Annotated in this window: 15 protein-coding genes; all 15 read left to right on the top strand. The window is 71.7% G+C overall.

Annotated features, from left to right (window positions below):
- The first annotated feature begins 18 nt into the window (after positions 1-18).
- The 15 genes from deoC (at position 19) to ACSBPG_RS16060 (ending at position 15,647) form a co-directional block, all read left to right on the top strand.
- A complete protein-coding gene (gene deoC, locus ACSBPG_RS16130; RefSeq protein ID WP_435538209.1) occupies positions 19-720 on the top strand; it encodes a deoxyribose-phosphate aldolase in 702 nt (233 codons plus the stop codon).
- 50 nt (positions 721-770) lie between these two features.
- On the top strand, positions 771-1,688 hold the full coding sequence (locus ACSBPG_RS16125) for a ribokinase (protein WP_435538208.1): 918 nt from the start codon (positions 771-773) through the stop codon (positions 1,686-1,688).
- 35 nt (positions 1,689-1,723) lie between these two features.
- Positions 1,724-2,227 (top strand): D-ribose pyranase, encoded by a 504-nt coding sequence (gene rbsD / locus ACSBPG_RS16120; protein ID WP_435538207.1) that lies wholly within the window; start codon positions 1,724-1,726, stop codon positions 2,225-2,227.
- A gap of 11 nt (positions 2,228-2,238) precedes the next feature.
- Positions 2,239-3,360 (top strand): Gfo/Idh/MocA family protein, encoded by a 1,122-nt coding sequence (locus ACSBPG_RS16115; RefSeq protein WP_435538206.1) that lies wholly within the window; start codon positions 2,239-2,241, stop codon positions 3,358-3,360.
- 39 nt (positions 3,361-3,399) lie between these two features.
- Positions 3,400-4,302 carry a sugar phosphate isomerase/epimerase family protein gene (locus ACSBPG_RS16110; RefSeq protein ID WP_435538205.1) on the top strand — a complete coding sequence of 301 codons (903 nt, stop codon included), beginning with the start codon at positions 3,400-3,402 and terminating at the stop codon, positions 4,300-4,302.
- Positions 4,303-4,572: 270 nt separating this feature from the next.
- Positions 4,573-5,022, top strand: a complete 450-nt coding sequence (locus ACSBPG_RS16105) for a MaoC family dehydratase (protein ID WP_435538204.1) — start codon at positions 4,573-4,575, stop codon at positions 5,020-5,022.
- Positions 5,023-5,173: 151 nt separating this feature from the next.
- A complete protein-coding gene (locus tag ACSBPG_RS16100; protein WP_435538203.1) occupies positions 5,174-6,124 on the top strand; it encodes a bifunctional riboflavin kinase/FAD synthetase in 951 nt (316 codons plus the stop codon).
- A gap of 51 nt (positions 6,125-6,175) precedes the next feature.
- Positions 6,176-6,658, top strand: coding sequence for a DUF29 domain-containing protein (locus tag ACSBPG_RS16095; protein WP_435538202.1), 483 nt, complete (start codon positions 6,176-6,178; stop codon positions 6,656-6,658).
- 85 nt (positions 6,659-6,743) lie between these two features.
- Positions 6,744-7,451, top strand: coding sequence for an orotate phosphoribosyltransferase (locus tag ACSBPG_RS16090; protein WP_435538201.1), 708 nt, complete (start codon positions 6,744-6,746; stop codon positions 7,449-7,451).
- Positions 7,452-7,498: 47 nt separating this feature from the next.
- Positions 7,499-8,332 carry a cyclase family protein gene (locus tag ACSBPG_RS16085; RefSeq protein WP_435538200.1) on the top strand — a complete coding sequence of 278 codons (834 nt, stop codon included), beginning with the start codon at positions 7,499-7,501 and terminating at the stop codon, positions 8,330-8,332.
- Between the two features lie 162 nt (positions 8,333-8,494).
- Entirely contained in the window at positions 8,495-9,721 is a 1,227-nt protein-coding gene (locus ACSBPG_RS16080) for a hypothetical protein (RefSeq protein WP_435538199.1), read from the top strand.
- Positions 9,722-9,936: 215 nt separating this feature from the next.
- On the top strand, positions 9,937-12,780 hold the full coding sequence (gene ileS / locus ACSBPG_RS16075) for an isoleucine--tRNA ligase (RefSeq protein ID WP_435538198.1): 2,844 nt from the start codon (positions 9,937-9,939) through the stop codon (positions 12,778-12,780).
- Between the two features lie 193 nt (positions 12,781-12,973).
- Positions 12,974-13,480 (top strand): signal peptidase II, encoded by a 507-nt coding sequence (gene lspA, locus ACSBPG_RS16070; RefSeq protein ID WP_435538197.1) that lies wholly within the window; start codon positions 12,974-12,976, stop codon positions 13,478-13,480.
- 57 nt (positions 13,481-13,537) lie between these two features.
- Positions 13,538-14,113 (top strand): DUF3035 domain-containing protein, encoded by a 576-nt coding sequence (locus ACSBPG_RS16065; protein WP_435538196.1) that lies wholly within the window; start codon positions 13,538-13,540, stop codon positions 14,111-14,113.
- 103 nt (positions 14,114-14,216) lie between these two features.
- Complete coding sequence (locus ACSBPG_RS16060; RefSeq protein ID WP_435538195.1) at positions 14,217-15,647, top strand: M16 family metallopeptidase; 1,431 nt, start codon at positions 14,217-14,219, stop codon at positions 15,645-15,647.
- Positions 15,648-15,649 lie beyond the last annotated feature (2 nt).

Raw genomic sequence — 15,649 nt, 5'->3', positions numbered from 1 at the left:
ACCAGAGGAGCCGTGGTCATGATCGACTTCACCGACCGGCATCAGGTCGCCAAGGCCATCCAATACACCAACGTCAATCCCGATCTGACCCGCGATGGCCTGCTGGCCCACGTGCGCACCTGCGCCGAGTACGGGTTCGACGCCGCCATGGTCGGCCCCTGCTGGGTGTCGCTGGCGCGCGAGGCGCTCAAGGGAACCGGCGTCAAGGTCGCCTCCACCGTCAATTTCCCGATGGCCAACGACACGCTGGCCATGAAGCTCGCGGTGGTCCGCATGCTCGCCAAGGAGGGGGCCGACGAGTTCGACTTCCCGCCCAACCCCGGCCTGCTGCTGGGCGGCATGGCCGAGGCCTACGCCGAGGAGCTGCGCGAGATGGCCCGCGTCGCCCACGAGGAGGGGATGGCCATCAAGGCGATGCTGGAGTTCGGCTACATCACCACGCCCGAGCTGAAGGCCGAGGCGGCCCGGCTCGCCTGCGAGGCCGGCATCGACTGGGTCAAGCAGTCGAGCGGCTGGGGCAAGGGCGGCTGCGTCGCCACCACCGAGGACGTCGCCATCCTCAAGGCCAACGTCCAGGCGCCGTGCCGGGTCAAGGTGTCCGGCAAGGTCAACACGCGCGAGAAGATGATGGCCCTGTTCGCCGCCGGCGCCGAGCTGGTGGGCACCAGTTCCGGGCCGGAGATCGTCGAGGGCGTCGCCGGCGACGCGCACGCCTACTGAACGAACGGGCCGCCGTCGACAAGGCCCACACAGCCGGGAGGACCGATCCCATGTCCGTGGTCATCTTGGGCAGTTACGCCAAGGCGCTGGTCATGACGACCGCGCGCATCCCCACCGTCGGCGAGACGCTGCTGGGGTGGAATTTCCGCCAGACCTTCGGCGGCAAGGGCTCCGACATGGCGGTGCAGGCCGCCCGCCTGGGCAGCCCCGTCGCCTTCGTCGGGGTGGTGGGCAACGACGTGTTCGGGCACGAGTTCGTCGAGCTGATGAAGGCCGAGGGCATCGGCATCGGCGCCCTGCGGGTGACCGCCGAACGGCCGACCGGCGCCGGCTTCATCGTCAAGGACGAGGCCGGGCACAACGTCATCGTCGTCGACATGGGGGCGAACGCCCTGTTCGACCGCGCCGACGTCGACCGGGCGGCGCCGCAGATCGCCGGCGCCCGGGTGGCGCTGGCCCAGCTCGAGATCCCGCTGGACACCGCGCTCTACGGACTGGGCCGGGCCCGCGCCGCCGGCGCCACCACCATCCTCAACCCGGCCCCCGCCCAGGACCTGCGCGGCGCCGACCTGGCGGTGGTGGACATCCTGACGCCCAACGAGACGGAGGCCCGCGTCGCCCTCGGCCTGCCCCCCGACGCCGCGCTGCCCAACGCCGAGGTGGCGCGGCGCCTGATGGACACCGGCTGCGGCGCCGTCGTCATGACCCTCGGCGAGGCCGGGGTCGCCGGCTTCGACCGGCAGGGCGGCTTCACGGTGGCGCCGTTCCGGGTCGACGTCGTCGACAGCAACGGCGCCGGCGACAGCTTCAACGCCGCCCTCGCCGTCGCCCTGTCGGAGGGCCGGCCGCTGCGCGAGGCGGCCCGCTTCGCCGCCGCCGTCGCCGCCCTGTGCTGCACCCGCTGGGAGACGGTCCCCTCCTACCACACCCGTGCCGAAGTCGAGCGCTTCCTGGCCCAGGCCGCCTGAGCCACGCCGCCCCGACGCGATCCGGAGACCCCGCCATGAGACCCAACCGCATCCTGCACCCCGAGCTGGCCAGGGCGCTGGCCACCCTCGGGCACACCGACATCGTCATGGTGACCGACGCCGGCTTCCCCATCCCGGCCGCCGCCAACCGCATCGACCTCGGCTTCTACGAGGGGCTGCCCGACGTCTGCGACGTGCTGCGCGTCCTGCGCCAGGAGATCTTCGTCGAGGAGGTCCACTTCGCCACCGAGGTGCGCGACTGCAACCCCGACCTCTACGCCCGCATCCAGGACATCTACACCGGCTCCGGCGCCGTCTTCAAAGGAACGACCCATGAGGAGCTGTGCGCCGACTACGCGCACCGCGCCAAGGTCGTCGTGCGCTCCGGGTCGTTCAACCCCTGGGCCAACTTCGCCCTGGTCGCCAGCACCGATCCCTTCGCCTGGTTCCGGCCGGACTCCAACACCGAGGTCCTGCCGCCCTATCTGGAGCGGCGCAAGCGCATCGAAGGCCGCGTCGTTCCCGCCCTGACCGATTGAAGGAGGCCGCCATGGCCAAGGCCCCGCTCGTCGAGTTCGACCTCGCCGTCGACCCGGTCCTGCCCGAACGCCGGGATTTCCGCATCGGCTGCGTCGGCGCCGGCTTCATCATGCGCGACTGCCACCTCGTCGCCTACAACGACGTCGGCTTCCGGCCCTACGCCATCGCCTCCCTCGACCGCGCCCAGGCCGAGGCGGTTGCGGCGGCGCGCGGCGTGCCGGTGGTGCACGACACCTGGCAGCAGGTGGTGCGCGATCCCGAGGTGGAGATCCTCGACATCGCCGTGCCGCCGGACCAGCAGCTCGCCATCGTCCGCGAGGCGGTCAAGGAATCCTCCCACATCCGCGGCATCCTCGCCCAGAAGCCGCTCGCCATGGACCTCGCCGAGGCGCGGGAGATCGTCGCGCTGTGCGCGCGCGCCGGCATCCCGCTCGGCGTCAACTCCAACATGCGCTACGACCAGTCGATCCGGGCGCTGAAGTCGCTGCTCGACCACGGCATCCTCGGGCAGCGGGTGCTCGCCACCATCGAGATGCGGGCGATCCCCCACTGGCAGGATTTCCTGCGCAAGTACGACCGGGTGGAGATCCTCAACATGGGCATCCACCACATCGACAGCTTCCGCTACCTGTTCGGCGACCCGCTGAAGATCACCGCGGTGACGCGCAGCGACCCGCGCACCACCTTCCCCCACCGCGACGGCATCTCCCAGTACACGTTCAAGTACGCCGACGACTTCATGGCGTCGAGCCTCGACGACGTGTGGGCCGGCCCCGGCGGCGAGGCGGAGCAGGACATCTACATCAAGTGGCGGGTCGTCGGCACCGAGGGCCTCGCCCAGGGCACCATCGGCTGGCCCAAGTACCCGGTGCGCACGCCCAGCACGCTCACCTTCACCACGCGCCAGGCGCCGCACTGCTGGATCACCCCGAGCTGGGACAAGGTGTGGTTCCCCGACGCCTTCGCCGGGACCATGGCCCAGCTCCTGCGCGCCGTGGAAAGCGGGACCGAGCCGGAGATCTCGGGCCGCGACAACCTGAAGACGCTCGCCTGCGTCGAGGCCTGCTACCGGTCGATCGCCGAGGATCGCACCGTGCATCTGGAAGAAATCGTGACGGACGCGCAGCCCTGAACCGGCCCGCCGCGTTCCGCCCTGGAGGGAGTGAACACCATGATTCCCGTCGGCATCTTCACCGGTTACTTCCCCTACGACCTCGCCACCGTGATCGCCAAGCTCAAGCAGCACGGCTTCAGCACGGTCCAGCTCGACCTCGCCTTCAAGGGCATGGACTTCACGCCGGGCAGCCTGACCCGGGAGACGTGCCACACCGTGCGCGACGCCTTCCGCCGCGCCAACCTGCCGATCTCGGTGGTGTCGGGCTACACCAACATCGTCCACCCCGACCGCGCCGAGCGGGCCCGCCGGGTCGAGGCGCTGAAGGAGATCATCCGCCACGCCCGCGACATCGGCACGCCCTACGTGGTGTCCGAGACCGGCACCTTCGACCCCGACAGCGACTGGGTCCACCACCCCCGCAACAAGACGCCGGAAGGCTACGCCGAGGCGCTGGAGGTGATCGCCGACCTGGCCCAGGAGGCCTACGACCACGGCGCCGTGTTCCTGGTGGAGAACTACGTCAACAACGTCGTCGGTTCGGTGGACGAGGTGCTGCGCCTGTTCGCCGACCTGCCGCACCCCGGCCTGGGGCTGCTGATGGACCCGACGAACTACTTCGACGACGTGACCATCAACCACGTCGACCTGACCATCAACCGCATGTTCGACGCGCTGGGCGAGCGCATCCGCATCGCCCACGCCAAGGACTGCAAGCGCGCCGCCGACACCGGCGAGAAGCACGCCCACATCGACGCCTCGGAGGCCCACACCTTCCGCGGCGCCGGCGCCGTCGAGCTGCCGGCCCCCGGTCTGGGCTCGCTGAACTACCACCTGTACCTGAGCCGGCTCAGCCGGCTGCATCCCAACATCCCGCTGATCATCGAGCACCTGGACGAAGCCGACGTGCCGCGCGCCAAGGCCTTCGTCGACGACGTGCTCCTCACCGTCGGCGCGTGAGGCGGCCTTCCCCCCACCCCTGCCCGGCCGCGCCGAAGGCCCCGGATCGCCGATCCGGGGCCTTTCTCTTGCCGCGGCCCGCCCGCTGCTTGGCGCGGCGGCCGGAACCGCCGCTCCCGCACCCCCGTTAAACGCGCGTTTACTTTTCTCTTCGATGGTGCCGCTTGCCAGGAGGCCGGCCGGACGCCTATATTGCGCTGCAACATCGCCGGTTGCGGCGCACGCGCCGGACACGCATTCCTTCAAGAACAGGCGAAAGAGGACCCGCACATGGACGACGTTCGTCAGACCTCGAGGGAGTTCGACGGCCATTTCATCGAGGACCTGTCCGTCGGCATGACGGCGTCCTACGCCAAGACCGTGACGGACGCCGACATCGTCCTCTACGCCGGCATCTCGGGCGACACCAACCCGGTGCACCTGAACCAGGAATACGCCAGCACGACGATGTTCCAGGGCCGCATCGCCCACGGCATGCTGACCGCCGGCTTCATCTCCGCCGTGCTCGGCACCAAGCTGCCGGGGCCGGGCTGCATCTACATGTCGCAGACCCTGAAGTTCAAGGCGCCGGTGCGCGTCGGCGACACGGTGACCGCCCGCGCCACGGTGACCGAGATCGTGCCGGAGAAGCGGCGCGTCGTCATGCGCACGGTCTGCACCACCGGCGAGACGGTGGTGCTGGAGGGCGAGGCGCTGCTGATGGTCCCGTCGCGCGGCTGATCCCGATCGCCGGCCGGGTGCGTTTACCCCGCGGCGGCGCCGGTCTATATACTCGCCCAGCGGTCCGGCCCGCGCGCCCTCCCGGGGCGGCGGGCCGGGCCCTTTTGCGGCAGCGGGCGTGCGCCCGGGGCGAGAAGGTACCAAGGCCGGCATGCGACTGTTCCGACACACCGACGACCTGCCCGACGACGCCCGCGGCGCCGTGGTGGCGCTGGGCAACTTCGACGGCGTCCACCGCGGCCACCTCGCGGTGATCGGCGAGGCGCAGGCGCGCGCCCGCGCGCTCGGGGCGCCGGCCGGCGTCCTCACCTTCGAACCGCACCCGCGCTCCGTCTTCCGGCCGGACGAGCCGCCCTTCCGGCTGACGCCGCTGCGGGTGCGCGCGCGCCAGGTCGAGGCGCTGGGCGTCGACCTGCTGGTGGTCGTCCATTTCGACGAGCGATTCCTGCACAAGTCGGCCGAGGCGTTCGTCGAGGAGGACCTGGTGCGCGGCCTCGGCATCCGCCACGCCGTGTGCGGCTGGGACTTCCTGTTCGGCCACGGGCGGCGCGGCGACGTCGCGCTGCTGCAGCGCCTGGGGCACGGGCACGGCTTCGGCGTCACCGCCATCGGTCCGGTCGCCGACCCGGAAGGGGGCGTCTACTCCTCCACCCGGGTGCGCGACGCCCTGGTCCAGGGGCGCCCGCGCGAGGCGGCGCACATCCTCGGCCGCCCCTGGGAGATCGAGGGCCGGGTCGAGCACGGCGACCACCGCGGCCGCACCATCGGCTTCCCCACCGCCAACGTCGAGCTGGGCGAGTACCTGCGCCCGGCCTTCGGCGTCTACGCCGTGCGCACCGGCGTCGACCAGGGCCGCGCCACCGTATGGCGGGACGGCGTCGCCAACCTGGGCCGCCGCCCCACCGTCGGCGGCCTGGTGGAGCGGCTGGAGACGCACATCCTCGACTTCGACGGCGATCTCTACGGCCAGCACCTGCGCGTGCAACTGGTGGAGTTCCTGCGCCCCGAGCGCAAGTTCTCCGGCCTCGACGAACTCAAGGGGCAGATCGTCCAGGACGCCGCCGCGGCACGGGTGGCGCTGGCGGAGCCGGAGGCGTTGTAGGGCGGGCGACGGCGCTGTTATCATCCGACGCCCCGACGGTGGAGGAAGGCGATGCCCGACGGCAGCCTCTACGAACGCGACTTCTACGCCTGGACCCTGGAGCAGGCCGCCGCCCTGCGCCGGATGGCCGCCCGCCGCACCAACACCGAACTCGACCTGGAGCATCTCGCGGAGGCCGTCGAGGACATGGGCAACGGCGACCTGGGCGCGCTGGAGAGCGATCTGATCCGCGTCATCGAACACCTGCTGAAGCTTGAGCATTCCCCGGCCGCGGACCCGCGCCGCAAGTGGATACTCAGCGTTATCGAGCACCGCGGACGGGTCGAGTTCGCCTGCGAACGCAGCGGCACCCTGAAACGGAAGCTGCCGGAGCTGCTGCCGCATGCCTGGCGCCGAGCCAGGAAGCAGGCCGGCAAGGCGATGGAACTCTTGGACGGCGTCGATCCGGCCACGTTGCCGAACGAGTGCCCCTACACCCTGGAGCAGATCCTCGACGACGAATTCCTGCCGGCCGGTCGTCACGGACCGGCGTGAGCATTCCCGCCCGCCCAACCCGTTGCCATTCCCGTGCCCGGGCTCTACACAGGGGCTCGCCCGAAAGCCCGTGCGGAGTCCTGCCATGTCCACGCCCACCACCGCCGCCATCGCCCACCCGGACCGGGACGCGATCGCCGCAACGGCCGCCTCCATCCTGCTGGAGATCAAGGCGCTGCACTTCAACGCCGAGAAGCCCTTCATCTTCACCTCGGGCTGGGCGAGCCCGGTCTACACCGACTGCCGGCGCATCATCTCCTTCCCGCGGGCCCGGCGGGCGCTGATGGACTTCGCCGTGGCGACCATCCAGCGCGAGATCGGCTTCGAGTCGGTGGACGCGGTGGCCGGCGGCGAGACCGCCGGCATCCCCTTCGCCGCCTGGATCGCCGACCTCATGGGCCTGCCCATGCAGTACATCCGCAAGAAGCCCAAGGGCTTCGGCCGCAACGCCCAGATCGAGGGCGTGCTGGGCGAGGGGCAGCGCGTCCTGCTGGTGGAGGACCTCGCCACCGACGGCAAGAGCAAGGAGAATTTCGTCACCGCCCTGCGCACCGCCGGGGCGCAGGTCACCGACACCTTCGTCGTCTTCCACTACGGCATCTTCCCGCAGTCGAAGCAGACCATGGAGGCGATGGGCGTGCGGCTGCACGCGCTGTGCACCTGGTGGGACGTCCTGGAGGTCGCGCGGCGCAACGCCTACTTCGACGCCAACACGCTGAACGAGGTGGAGAAGTTCCTCCACAACCCCATAGAGTGGTCGGCGGCGCACGGCGGCAAGGCCAGCTTCGACTGAAGCGGCGCGACGCGACGGCCGCCCGGCGCCCCTGACGGAGGGGCACGATGACGACACGGTTGTTCGCGGCGGCTTGCGGATTGGCTCTGGCGCTGGGCGGCCCCGGCGCCGCCCTGGCGGCGGGGGACGGCCCCGGCCTGTGGAGAGCGCTGGCGCAGTTGCAGGGCAAGGAATTCGTCGACCTGACCCATGCGTTCGGCCCGGGCATCCCCCACTGGCCCGGGTTCGACGACGAGCGGCGCACCACCCTCTACTCCTACGAGGCCGGCGGGGGCACCAAGGGCGCCGGCTTCTTCGCCCAGGAATACTGCCACGTCGGCCAGTGGGGCACCCACGTCGACCCGCCCGCGCACTTCATCAAGGGGCTGCGCACGGTGGAGGACATCGGCGTCAAGGAGATGATGCTGCCGCTGGTGGTGTTCGACGTCTCGGCCAAGGCGGCCGCCGACCCCGACTACCAGATCACCATGGACGACGTCCGCGCCTGGGAGCAGCGCCACGGCCCGGTGCCCGCCGGCGCCTTCGCCGCCATGCGCACGGACTGGTCGAAGCGCTGGCCCGATCCGGCGGCCATGCGCAACGCCGACGCCTCCGGCACCGCCCATTACCCCGGCTGGAGCCGCGCGGTGCTGACCTACCTCTACGAGGAGCGCGGCATCACCGCGTCGGGCCACGAGACGACGGACACCGATCCCGGCACCGCCACCAGCAAGGACGACTATTCGCTGGAGACCTACGTCCTGTCGCGCGACCGCTACCAGATCGAGCTGCTCGCCAATCTCGACCGCGTGCCCGAGGCCGGCGCCATCGCCGTCGTCACCTTCCCCAAGCCGGCGCAGGGCTCGGGCTTCCCGGCACGGGTCTTCGCCATCCTGCCCTGATCCGGAGTCGCGGCGCCGGGCGGCGGGGACCGCCGCCGCCGGCCGGGGCGGGGTGGTGGATGCGCCCGCCCCCGCGTCGCGGTGCGATGGGGCTGGCGCCCGGGGCTCTACCGTTATTCAATGCGGCGGACATTGTTTTCCCCGTTTTGCGAGAGCCGCCCGATGAGCATACGACCGCCCTGCCCCCGCCGCTCCGCCGTCGGGCTCGCCGCCGCCCTGGCGACCGCCGCGCTGCTGGCCGCGCCGGCCGCCGCACAGTCCGGACCCGACCTGCAGGCCTATTCCGCCGCCCGGTTCGTTCCCTTCGCCAAGGACGCCGGGGGCGGCCTGCCGCTCGCCGACGCGCCCCGGCTGGCCTTCCGCATCCCGGCGCCGGCCGGCGCCCCGGCGCCGGACACCCCGCGGCGCGACCTCTTCACCATGACCATGGACACCGGCTCGACCGGCGTCGTCGTCTCCGCCGCCGACCTTCCCGGCTACACCGCCGACGAGGCGGCGGGCAGCCCGCAGGGCTGGGAGTTCCTGTCCAGCAGCAAGCGCCTGTGGATCGGCCACTGGCTGACGCGGGAGCTGGTGTTCCTCAACGGCCGCGGCGACCCGCTGGCGACCGCGACGGTGCCCGTCCTGGCCGTGGAGACCGAACACATCTGCCCGGGGTGGAGCGAGACGGCCAACCTCCCGACCTGCGACCAGCCCACGCGGACGAGCCGGATGCCGACGGGGATCGCCTATCTGGGCGTCGGCTTCGGCCGGGAGCACGACGGGCAGCCGCAGGGCACGCCCGACAAGAACCCGCTGCTGAACCTCACCGCCGTCGGCGACCGGGCGGTGACGCCGGGCAGCCTGCGCGCGGGCTACATCGTCACGCGGGACGGGGTCCACATCGGGCTGACGCCGGCGAACGCGAAGGGCTTCGCCTTCGCCAAGCTGCGGGACCGCAGCCTGAACGCCGCGGGGCAGCCGGCCTCCGCCGATCCGCGCGACTGGGCGCAGGCGACGATGGCCGTATCGGTGGACGGCGGCGCGCCCCAGGAGGGCCCGGTGCTGATCGACACCGGCATTCCCCAGATGTACCTCACCGTCGCCGATCCCGGAGGCCTGCGCACCGTCGCCATCGAGACCGCCAGCGAGACGGGCAAGCGGGTGAGCGGCCTGGCCCCGGACAGCCGGGTGGAGGTGCGGTTCCCCGGCGCCGGCCGGCCGATCGCCACCTACGGCTTCACCGTCGGCTCCGGCGACCCGCTGGCGCCCAGCGCGGTGATCGTCAACCGCCCCGGCACGCCGGCCTTCGTCAACACCGGCCGGCACGTGATCCGGGGATTCGACGTGCTGTTCGACGCCGACGGCGGCTGGTTCGGCCTGCGCCCGGCGGCGGCGAACGGCGGGTGAGCCCGCGGCCGGCCGTGCGGTCCCTCTGCGGTCCACCTTGACCCCTCGCCGCCGGCCGCTATTATCCCGCGCCATGACACACTCGGCCTGGGCCTTCGGGCGATTCCGTCGAATTACCGGCCCGGCCCCCTGAGGGGGGCCGGGATGACCGTCCGTATCCGCTGACGTCGGCAGCCGGGCCGCTGCGCGCCGACGCTTTCGCCCCAGGAAACCCGATGACCGACTACAAATCCACCGTCTTCCTGCCGCGCACCGACTTCCCCATGCGCGGCGGCCTGCCGACCAAGGAGCCCGAGCTGCTGAAGCGCTGGGCCGAGCTGGACCTGTTCCGCCGCCTGCGCGAGACCGCCGCCGGCCGGCCCAAGTTCGTGCTGCACGACGGCCCGCCCTACGCCAACGGCAACATCCACATCGGCCACGCCCTCAACAAGATCCTCAAGGACATCGTCGTCCGCTCGCGCCAGATGCTGGGCAACGACGCCAACTACGTCCCCGGCTGGGACTGCCACGGCCTGCCCATCGAGTGGAAGATCGAGGAGAAGTACCGGGCGGCCGGCAAGGACAAGGACGAGGTGCCGATCGTCCAGTTCCGCGCGGAGTGCCGCCAGTTCGCCCAGCAATGGGTGGGGGTGCAGACCGAGGAGTTCAAGCGCCTCGGCGTCGAGGGCGACTGGGTGCGCCCCTACACCACCATGACCTTCCCCGCGGAAGCGCAGATCGTCCGCGAGATCCACAAGTTCGCCCTCAACGGCGGCCTCTACAAGGGCGCCAAGCCGGTGCTGTGGTCGGTGGTCGAGAAGACCGCGCTCGCCGAGGCCGAGGTCGAGTACCACGACCACACCTCCACCACCTGCTTCGTGCGCTTCCCCGTGCGCACCCCCGGCACGCCGGAGCTCGGCGGCGCCAAGGTGGTGATCTGGACGACCACCCCCTGGACCCTGCCCGGCAACCGGGCGCTGGCCTACGGCGCCGAGATCGAATACGGCGTCTACGAGGTGACGGCGGTCGAGGAGGGCTCGCTGGCCGTCCCCGGCGAGCGTCTCGTGCTCGCCACCGCGCTGGCCGACGCCGTCGCCAAGGAGGCGGGGATCGCCGACTGGGCGTGCCTGCACCGCGTCCCCGGCCAGCGCCTCGCCGGCACCGTGTGCGGCCACCCGCTGGCCGGCCGGGGCTACGATTTCGACGTGCGGATGCTGGCCGGCGACTTCGTCACCACCGACGCCGGCACCGGCGTCGTCCACATCGCCCCCGGCCACGGCGAGGACGACTTCCACCTCGGCACGGCCAACGGTGTGGAGGTGCCGCAGACGGTCGGCGAGGACGGCCGCTACTACGAGCACGTGCCGCTGTTCGCCGGCCTGCGCGTCTACACCGACCAGGGCAAGCCGGGCGAGGCCAACAAGGCCGTGCTGGGCGCCGTGCAGGAGGCGGGCGGCCTGCTGGCCCAGGGGCGGCTCAAGCACTCCTATCCCCACTCCTGGCGTTCCAAGGCGCCGCTCATCTTCCGCACCACGCCGCAGTGGTTCATCTCCATGGAGACGAACGGCCTGCGCCAGGTGGCGCTGAAGGCGATCGCCGAGACCCGCTGGGTGCCGCCCCAGGGCGAGAACCGCATCCGCGCCATGATCGAGCAGCGGCCGGACTGGTGCATCAGCCGCCAGCGCGCCTGGGGCGTGCCGATCGCCGTGTTCGTGCGCAAGGCCGACGGCCGGCTGCTGTGCGACCCCGCCGTCTACGAGCGCATCGCCGCGATCTTCGAGGCCGAGGGGTCCGACGCCTGGTTCGCCCGCGATCCCCAGGACTTCCTGGGCAACGCCCACCGGGCCGACGATTTCGAGCAGATCCGCGACATCGTCGACGTCTGGTTCGAGTCGGGCTCCACCCACTCCTTCGTGCTGGAGCAGCGGCCGGAACTGGCGTGGCCGGCGTCCTTGTACCTGGAGGGCTCCGACCAGCACCGCGGCTGGTTCCACTCCTCGCTCCTGGAGAGCTGCGGCACCCGCGGCCGCGCGCCCTACGACGCCGTGCTGACCCACGGCTTCACGCTCGACGAGCAGGGCCGCAAGATGTCGAAGTCGCTGGGCAACGTGGTCGCCCCGCAGGAGGTGTGCGACAAGTTCGGCGCCGATATCCTGCGCCTGTGGGTGGTCGGCACCGACTACACCGAGGACCAGCGCATCGGCCCGGAGATCATCAAGTACCAGGCCGACCTCTACCGCCGCCTGCGCAACACCCTGCGCTACCTCCTGGGGGCGCTGGCCGACTACAGCCCGGCCGAGCGGCTGGAACCGGCGGCGATGCCGGAGCTGGAGCGCTGGGTGCTGCACCGGCTGGTCGAGCTGGACCGCGAGATCCGCGCCGCCATCGAGTCCTACGACTTCCACAGCCTGTCGACGGCGCTGCACAATTTCTGCGCGGTCGACCTCTCGGCCTTCTACTTCGACGTCCGCAAGGACAGCCTCTACTGCGATCCCGCCGGCAGCGACCGCCGCCGCGCCGTGCGCACGGTGATGGAGCAGCTTCTGTCGTGCCTGACGGCGTGGCTGGCGCCGGTGCTGTGCTTCACCGCCGAGGAGGCTTGGCTGGCCCGTCCGGACGGGCTGAAGGGCGAGCCGGGCTGGGACGCCGAGAGCGTGCACCTGCGCCTCTTCCCGGACGTGCCCGAGGCGTGGCGCGACGAGGCGCTGGCGGCCAAGTGGGCGACGGTGCGCGAGGTGCGCCGGGTGGTCACCGGGGCGCTGGAGCTCGAACGGGCCAGCAAGCGGATCGGCTCCTCCCTGCAGGCGCGGCCGACCGTCTACGTCGACGCCGACACCAAGGCGGTGCTGGACAGCGTCGCCTTCGACGACGTCTGCATCACCTCGGGCATCGCGGTCGAGGCGGGAGCCGCGCCGGACGGCGCCTTCACCCTGCCCGACGTGGCCGGCGTGGCGGTGATCCCGACCCCGGCCGAGGGCGAGAAGTGCGAGCGCTGCTGGAAGGTCCTGCCCGAGGTCGGCAGCGACCCCGCCCACCCCACCCTCTGCCACCGCTGCGCCGACGCCGTAGGGGCGGCGTGACTCACCTCCCTCCCCCGCCTCCGGTGGGGGAGGGCCGGGGTGGGGGCGAGGTCCCCAATGCCCAGCGTTGTCATTCTTGCCACGTCCGAGGCGCCAGCCTGCCGGCAACACCTTGCCCCCACCCGGCGCCTTCGGCACCACCCTCCCCCGGCGAAGCCGAGGGAGGGGTCATGAGAAACACGAGAGAGGCCCGATGAACGCCTTCGTCGCACCGCCACCGGGGCGCTCGCACCTCGCCCTCGGGCTGGCGGTCGCCGTCCTGGTGCTGGTCCTCGACCAGCTCACCAAGTGGTGGATCCTCGAGGTGGTGATGCAGCCCATCCCCCACGTCATCGAGGTCACCCCCTTCTTCAACCTCGTCCTCGTGTGGAACTACGGCGTCAGCTTCGGCACCTTCGCCAGCCAGGACGCCTTCATGCCCTACGTGCTCAGCGGCATCTCGGTGGGCATCGCCGGCTTCCTCGTGGTGTGGCTGCGCCGGGCCGAGACCCGGCTGGCGGCCTTCGCCCTGGGGCTGGTGATCGGCGGCGCCATCGGCAACGTCATCGACCGCCTGCGCTTCGGGGCGGTCGCCGACTTCCTCGACTTCCACGCCGCCGGCTGGCACTTCTGGGCCTTCAACGTCGCCGACAGCGGAATCACCGTCGGCGTTGCGCTGCTCGTCATAGACGGGTTGTTCAGGGCCCCCGAAACGTCGTAATAGAGCGGACGGAAAACTGAGCCGCCCCAGCGACGAGACACCATGGCCGTGTACCGCATGCCTTCCCTCCTCCGGCGCCGCCGCGCGGCGCGACCGATCCTGGGCCTGGCGCTGGCCGCCCTGGCGCTCGCCGGCTGCTCGGACGTCCGGCGCACCATCGGCCTGGACCGCACCAGCCCCGACGAGTTCGCCGTGGTGTCGCGCGCGCCCCTGACCATGCCGCCCGACATGCGCCTGCCGGCACCCCGGCCGGGCGCCCCCCGGCCGACCGAACCGAGCCCCACCGCCATGGCCGAGGCCACGGTATTCGGCGCCGGCACGGTGCCGCGCGGCGGCCGCTCGACGGAGAGCTCGGGCGAGGTGGCGCTGCTGACCCGGGCCGGCGCCGACCGCGCCGAGCCGGACATCCGCGCCAAGGTCGACCAGGAGACGACGCAGCTCATCGTCGCCGACCGCAGCTGGATCGATTCCCTGCTGTTCTGGCAGAAGCAGAGCGAGCCGGCCACCCTGGTCGACCCGGCCAAGGAGGCGCAGCGCCTGCGCGAGGCCCAGGCCCAGGGCAAGCCGCTCAACGAAGGGGTGGTGCCGACCATCGTGCGCAAGCGCAAGGCGCCGTTGGAAGGATTGTTCTGAGCGACCGCCGCACCCAGTATCAAGGGGCGCCCCGCCGGGGCGCCCCTTTTTCGATTCCGGCGGCCCCGCCGCCGGCCCCGCCAATTCCGGAGTCGTAGCCCCGATGCTCGTTGCCATCCGCACCGCCCGCCGGACCGCGCGCCGGATCGCCGCGGCGGGCGCGTTCGCCCTCGCCGCCGCCCTCGCCCCGCCGTCGCTCGCCGCCACCGAACCGGCCGCCGACCCGGCGGGCGGCACGGTGGAGAAGGGGGTCTTCTTCCCGGAGACCTTCACCCTGTCGAACGGCATGCGGGTGGTGGTGGTGACCAACAGCCGGGTGCCCGTGGTCACCCACATGGTGTGGTACCGGGTCGGCGCCGCCGACGACCCGCTCGGCCAGTCGGGCATCGCCCACTTCCTGGAACACCTGATGTTCAAGGGCACCGACGAGCTGGCGCCCGGCGAGTTCAGCCGCGTCGTCGCCAAGAACGGCGGGCGCGACAACGCCTTCACCTCCTACGACTACACCGCCTACTACCAGAACGTGGCGCGCGACCGGCTGGAGCTGGTGATGCGGATGGAGGCCGACCGCATGGCCGACCTGCAGCTCACCGACGAGGTCGTCTACCCCGAGCGCAGCGTCGTCATGGAGGAGCGCCGCCAGCGCACCGAGAACGAGCCGTCGGACCGGCTGGGCGAGCAGTTCAACGCCACCCTCTTCGTCCACCATCCCTACGGCACGCCGGTGATCGGCTGGATGCCGGAGATCGCCGACCTCACCCGCGAGGAGGCGGTGGCCTTCTACCGCAGCTGGTATGCCCCCAACAACGCCGTCCTCGTCGTCTCCGGCGACATCACCGCGGCCGAGCTGAAGCCGCTGGCCGAGAAGTACTACGGCGCCGTGCCGCGGCGCGCCGTGCCCGAGCGCCACCGGGTCGCCGAGCCGCCGATCGCCGCAGCCCGCCGGGTCATCCTCAACGATCCCGAGGTGCGGCTGCCGACCTGGCGGCGGGCCTGGCTGGCGCCCTCCTACCGGATCGATCCCGACCGCCAGGCCTACGCGCTGCAGGTGCTGACCGAGATCATGAGCGGCGGCGCCACCGGCCGGCTCTACCGCGATCTGGTGACGGAGAAGAAGGTCGCGACCGCGGCCTGGATGGGCTACAGCCCCTCCTCCTGGGACCGCACCGCCTTCCACATGGGCGGCTCGCCGGCGCCCGGCGTCTCCATGGACCAGCTCGAGGCGGCGCTGCTGGAGGAGGTCCGGACATTGCTCGACCAGGGCGTCACCGCCGAGGAGGTGGCGCGCGCCAAGAAGCGCATGCTCGCCGAGGCGGCCTATGCCCGCGACAGCCTGACCGGCCCGGCCATGGCGCTGGGGACGGCGCTGACCACCGGGCAGAGCGCCGACGACGTCGAGGAGTGGCCGGTGCGCATCGCCGCCGTCACCGAAGAGCAGGTCGAGGCGGCCGCCAGGGCCGTGCTCGGCCAGACCAACCACGTCACCGGCCTGCTGCTGCCGGGGCCGGAGCCCAAGCAGGACAAGGGGAGCTGAGG

It is taken from the genome of Azospirillum sp. ST 5-10 (genome assembly GCF_051225715.1).
Classification (GTDB): Bacteria; Pseudomonadota; Alphaproteobacteria; order Azospirillales; family Azospirillaceae; genus Azospirillum.
Note: the sequence above shows the minus strand (reverse complement) of the source record. Positions and strands in the feature narration are given on the sequence as shown.

Bases quoted from the DNA above. Each gene is read 5' to 3' on its own strand.
- deoC (WP_435538209.1), top strand. From the start codon at position 19: ATGATCGACTTCACCGACCGGCATCAGGTCGCCAAGGCCATCCAATAC.
- ACSBPG_RS16125 (WP_435538208.1), top strand. From the start codon at position 771: ATGTCCGTGGTCATCTTGGGCAGTTACGCCAAGGCGCTGGTCATGACG.
- rbsD (WP_435538207.1), top strand. From the start codon at position 1,724: ATGAGACCCAACCGCATCCTGCACCCCGAGCTGGCCAGGGCGCTGGCC.
- ACSBPG_RS16115 (WP_435538206.1), top strand. From the start codon at position 2,239: ATGGCCAAGGCCCCGCTCGTCGAGTTCGACCTCGCCGTCGACCCGGTC.
- ACSBPG_RS16110 (WP_435538205.1), top strand. From the start codon at position 3,400: ATGATTCCCGTCGGCATCTTCACCGGTTACTTCCCCTACGACCTCGCC.
- ACSBPG_RS16105 (WP_435538204.1), top strand. From the start codon at position 4,573: ATGGACGACGTTCGTCAGACCTCGAGGGAGTTCGACGGCCATTTCATC.
- ACSBPG_RS16100 (WP_435538203.1), top strand. From the start codon at position 5,174: ATGCGACTGTTCCGACACACCGACGACCTGCCCGACGACGCCCGCGGC.
- ACSBPG_RS16095 (WP_435538202.1), top strand. From the start codon at position 6,176: ATGCCCGACGGCAGCCTCTACGAACGCGACTTCTACGCCTGGACCCTG.
- ACSBPG_RS16090 (WP_435538201.1), top strand. From the start codon at position 6,744: ATGTCCACGCCCACCACCGCCGCCATCGCCCACCCGGACCGGGACGCG.
- ACSBPG_RS16085 (WP_435538200.1), top strand. From the start codon at position 7,499: ATGACGACACGGTTGTTCGCGGCGGCTTGCGGATTGGCTCTGGCGCTG.
- ACSBPG_RS16080 (WP_435538199.1), top strand. From the start codon at position 8,495: ATGAGCATACGACCGCCCTGCCCCCGCCGCTCCGCCGTCGGGCTCGCC.
- ileS (WP_435538198.1), top strand. From the start codon at position 9,937: ATGACCGACTACAAATCCACCGTCTTCCTGCCGCGCACCGACTTCCCC.
- lspA (WP_435538197.1), top strand. From the start codon at position 12,974: ATGAACGCCTTCGTCGCACCGCCACCGGGGCGCTCGCACCTCGCCCTC.
- ACSBPG_RS16065 (WP_435538196.1), top strand. From the start codon at position 13,538: ATGCCTTCCCTCCTCCGGCGCCGCCGCGCGGCGCGACCGATCCTGGGC.
- ACSBPG_RS16060 (WP_435538195.1), top strand. From the start codon at position 14,217: ATGCTCGTTGCCATCCGCACCGCCCGCCGGACCGCGCGCCGGATCGCC.